General features: G+C 38.5%; 4 protein-coding genes. All 4 read left to right on the top strand.

Features of this window, described 5'->3' with window-relative positions:
- Nucleotides 1-400: hypothetical protein (locus tag Q7P05_RS00480; RefSeq protein ID WP_303930010.1), on the top strand; the 400-nt coding region annotated here is incomplete at its 5' end.
- Nucleotides 401-559: 159 nt separating this feature from the next.
- Complete coding sequence (gene ppsA, locus Q7P05_RS00475; protein ID WP_303930009.1) at nucleotides 560-2,941, top strand: phosphoenolpyruvate synthase; 2,382 nt, start codon at nucleotides 560-562, stop codon at nucleotides 2,939-2,941.
- A gap of 98 nt (nucleotides 2,942-3,039) precedes the next feature.
- Entirely contained in the window at nucleotides 3,040-3,669 is a 630-nt protein-coding gene (locus tag Q7P05_RS00470) for a helix-turn-helix transcriptional regulator (protein WP_174683254.1), read from the top strand.
- A gap of 10 nt (nucleotides 3,670-3,679) precedes the next feature.
- Nucleotides 3,680-4,501, top strand: a complete 822-nt coding sequence (locus Q7P05_RS00465) for a pyruvate, water dikinase regulatory protein (protein ID WP_119206210.1) — start codon at nucleotides 3,680-3,682, stop codon at nucleotides 4,499-4,501.
- Nucleotides 4,502-4,558 lie beyond the last annotated feature (57 nt).

The following is a 4,558-nucleotide window of genomic DNA, read 5'->3' as shown; positions in this document are numbered from 1 at the left end:
ACCTTGGGAGCCGAGACATGATGGAAATCGCTCGTTTCCTGCTATTAAATATTTAGATCCAGAGGTACCATTAGGTCGCTTATTCTATTTTTTCGGCAATGCTTTTTCGTTTATGTGTTGTATTTTATTAATTAGTTTTGGTAGCGATGTAATGCAATCAACAGATATTGTTGAAGGGATTAAATATTTAATCTTAGGTTATTCTTTTGGCATTTATGGATTTACATTCTTTTTTATGACTGGTATGAGAAGAGCCTATGATATAGGATTTCCATTTTGGGTATATCCAATTTTCATAGTATTAATACTTTTAAGCCTTTTTATGAATGATACTATTTTTGAATTCTTGATGATTGGAATGTATCTATTTTTATTACAGCCAGGCAGAAATAACAATTAAGTAATAAGTACATTCTAAAAGATGATTGTCTAGTATTAGGCAATCATCTTTTTTGTTGCATAATAATCCTCATATAAATTGACAGATCTTAAATTAAGGTATACTATTTATGTGTAAAAGGTTTAATGTGTTGCACTAATTAATCTAGGAGGTTCTCACATGAATCGCGAAACAGCATACGTACTTTGGTTTGATGAATTACAACGTGAAGATGTTAATTTAGTTGGTGGTAAGTCTTCTTCTTTAGGGGAATTGACATCCTCCACTAATGTACCTGTACCTTACGGTTTTGCTACAACTGCTCATGGTTATCGTGAGTTTATGAAAGCAACAGGTTTGGAAGATAAAATCCGCGCTGAACTTGATGCGTTAGATGATGTAGAAAATTCTGCATTATTGCGTGAAGTATGTGCTAAAATTCGCCGCATGATTTGCGAAGAAGAAATGCCTAAAGAATTGGCAGATGCTATCCGTCATGCTTATGAAGAACTTGGTAAAAAAGTAAACGAAGAAAATCCATTCGTAGCAGTTCGTTCTAGTGCAACAGCAGAAGACTTGCCAGATGCAAGTTTCGCAGGCCAACAAGATACATATTTAAATGTACGTGGTGCTGATGTTATTATTCAAAAAGTAAAAGAATGCTACGCATCTACTTTCACAGACCGTGCAACATATTACCGTGTAAAACAAGGTTTCGATCATATGACAGTAGCATTGAGTGCAGCTGTTCAAATGATGGTATTCTCTAAAGCTGCTGGCGTAATGTTTACTGTTGACCTTGTAACAGGCAATGATAACAATATTCTTATTGAAGGTTCTTGGGGTCTTGGTGAATACGTTGTACAAGGTACCGTTACACCAGATAATTTCCGTGTAGATAAAGCTAAAATGGAAATTACAGACCGCATGATTAATGACAAAAATATCCGTTTAGTTCGTAAAGCTGACGGCGATTGCGTTGAAGAAGTTGTTCCAGCAGATGAAGCTAAACAACAAGTGATTACAGATGCTCAAGTTCTAGAGCTTGCTGAATATGCAAAAGCAATCGAAAAACATTATGGTTGCTACATGGATATGGAATGGGGCGTAGATGAACGAGACGGTAGAATTTGGATTTTACAAGCTCGTCCAGAAACAGTTTGGTCCCGCAAAGAAAAACCAGAAGTATCCGAAAAACCTAGCACATTAGATGCAGGTAATCGCGATATTATCGTAAAAGGTCTACCAGCATCCCCTGGTAATGCAGCAGGTAAAGCTCATGTTATCATCAATCCTGAGGATATTGATGAGTTCAAAGAAGGCGAAATCCTCGTCACAGCTATGACAGCTCCTGACTGGGTGCCTGCAATGAAGAAAGCGAAAGCTATTGTTACTGATGCAGGCGGTATGACTTGCCATGCGTCCATCGTTAGCCGTGAGCTTGGTATTCCTTGTATCGTAGGTACTAAGAGCCGTAGCCATGAAGCGACTACATCCATTAAAGATGGTCAAATGATTACTGTTGATGCTACAAATGGTATCGTATATGATGGCGTATTAGAAGATATCGTTAAAAAGCCAGAAGCACAAGCTACTGCAAATGTTGTTGCTGAATCTGTTCCTGTAACAGGTACTAAGATTTACATGAACTTAGGCGACCCTGACTTGGCTGAAAAACATGGTGTATTACCATGTGATGGTATCGGTCTTATGCGTGAAGAGTTCATTTGGACTACTTTCATCCATGAACATCCATTATACCTTATCGAAACAGGTCGCAGTGATTTCGCTGTAAATACATTGGCAGAAGGTATGCGTAAAGTTTGCCAAGCTTTAGCTCCTCGCCAAGTTGTGGTTCGTTTGAGCGACTTTAAATCTAGCGAATACCGTGATCTTAAAGGTGGCGACAAATACGAACCACATGAATCCAGCGCATTACTTGGCTGGCGTGGTGCTTCTCGTTACTACGATCCTAAATATACACCTGCTTTCAAATTAGAATTAGAAGCAATCAAAAAAGTACGTAACGAATTTGGCTTTAAAAACTTACAAGTTATGATTCCATTCTGCCGTACTGTAGAGGAAGCTGAACTTGTAACTAATTTGATGGCTCAAGAAGGCCTTGTACGCGGTAAAGATTTCAAAATCTGGCTCATGGCTGAAATTCCAGCAAATATTATCTTAGCTGATCAATTCAATAAATATGTAGATGGTTATTCCATTGGTTCTAACGATTTGACAATGCTTGTTCTCGGTTGTGACCGCGATAACGAAACAGTTCAACATATTTACGATGAACGTAATTTAGCTGTTCGTAGAGCGATTCGTCATCTTATCGAAGTGGCACATAAAGATGGTAAAACTGTATCCATCTGTGGCCAAGCACCAAGTGTATACCCTGAACTTTGCGAATTCCTTGTGAAGAGCGGTATCGACTCCATTTCTGTTAATCCAGATGCAGTTGTAAGCACTAAGAAAATAGTGGCTCAATTAGAACAACGAATCATGCTTGATGCTATGACTGGTCGTGGTCGTCAAGAAACTGATGATTTAACTTGGTAATAATATAGTTATATTAAAAGAGGAGGCCGGTAGGTCTCCTCTTTTTCTGAATGGTAACTTAGGATATAATACAAACAGAGATGAAAGGGGGTTACCGTGTGAAACTGTCGAAACGACAAGAACAAATTGCTCAAATCGTTCGTGAAGAAGGACCTGTTACAGGTAGTGCTATTGCTGAACATTTAGAGGTTACGCGATCTGCATTGCGTTCAGATTTATCTGTTTTAACTATGCTAGGTGTCTTAGATGCACGTCCTAATGTAGGCTACTACTATGTGGGGCTTTCAAAAGAAACACAAACAGCGGAGCGATTAAAGTCATTTCTGGTAAGTGATGTATTATCCCAAGCAGTCGTAGTCAATGGGGATACAAGTTTGTATGACACGATTGTTACTATATTTACTGAGGATGTAGGGACCATTTTAGTGTGTGATGATTCCTATTTAGTAGGTGTCGTATCCCGTAAGGACTTGTTGCGTGCCTCAATGGGGCAAACAGATTCGCACACCATGCCTATATCTATGATTATGACCCCTGTAAGTAAGGTTATAACTGTGGAGCCTACAGATACATTGGTAGAGGCTGCTCAGAAGATGATAGATTATGAGGTGGATTGTTTACCTGTCGTCGTTCGCGAAGATGTGGAAAACAAGAAACGCTTAAAGGTTGTAGGCCGTGTATCTAAAACGACGGTAGCGAAAGTATTTTTAGAATGTAGCATACATTGAGGTTGATAGAATGGCAGAAAAAATTATTTATGCAATATCGGACTCCCTTGGGGAGACCGCAGAGGCTGTAGCAAGAGCTACGGCAAGTCAATATGATAAGGAACAAATTGAAATTGTTCGTATTCCTTATATTGATAGTGAAAGCCAAATTGATGAAGTTATAGCAGATGCAAAACGTGGTAATCATGTTATTTGTCATACCATTGTATCTGAGTCTTTGCGCAAATATCTTCATGAAAAAGTAGCGGAATACAATATTCCTGCTGTAGATATTATGGGCCCAGTTCTCGATGCTGTAGGTACTGTTGCATCCACAAAGCCTCGCATGACAGCTGGTATGGTTCATAAGCTTGACCAAGAATATTTCAAAAAGGTAGAAGCCATTGAATTTGCCGTAAAATATGACGATGGTAAAAATCCATCTGGTTTTGAAAAGGCAGATGTAGTTATTATTGGTGTATCTAGAACAAGTAAGACACCATTGTCTATGTTCTTGGCATATAAAAAGATTAAAGCTGCTAACTTGCCATTAGTACCTGAGGTACCATTACCAGAGGAATTATTTAAAATTCCAGCAAAAAAAATCGTGGGCCTTATTATTGACCCATTCAAATTAAATAATATTCGTAGTGAACGTTTGCGTGCTATCGGTCTTGAAGACGAAGCAAACTACGCATCTATTGAGCGTATTCAATCTGAATTAGAATATGCAAAAGCTATTATGCGTCGTTTACATTGCCAAGTGCTAGATGTTTCTAATAAATCTATCGAAGAAACAGCATCTCTAGTTATGCAATTGATCGATAAAAACCGTGCATCGGAGGGTAAATGAATATACGGGAACAAATAGAGGAGAGGGAGGCGTTACTCCTCTCTCCCTATGCAGCTA

It is taken from the genome of Veillonella dispar (assembly GCF_937975875.1).
Classification (GTDB): domain Bacteria; phylum Bacillota; class Negativicutes; order Veillonellales; family Veillonellaceae; genus Veillonella; species Veillonella dispar_B.
Note: the sequence above shows the minus strand (reverse complement) of the source record. Positions and strands in the feature narration are given on the sequence as shown.

Bases quoted from the DNA above. Each gene is read 5' to 3' on its own strand.
- Q7P05_RS00465 (WP_119206210.1), top strand. From the start codon at position 3,680: ATGGCAGAAAAAATTATTTATGCAATATCGGACTCCCTTGGGGAGACC.
- ppsA (WP_303930009.1), top strand. From the start codon at position 560: ATGAATCGCGAAACAGCATACGTACTTTGGTTTGATGAATTACAACGT.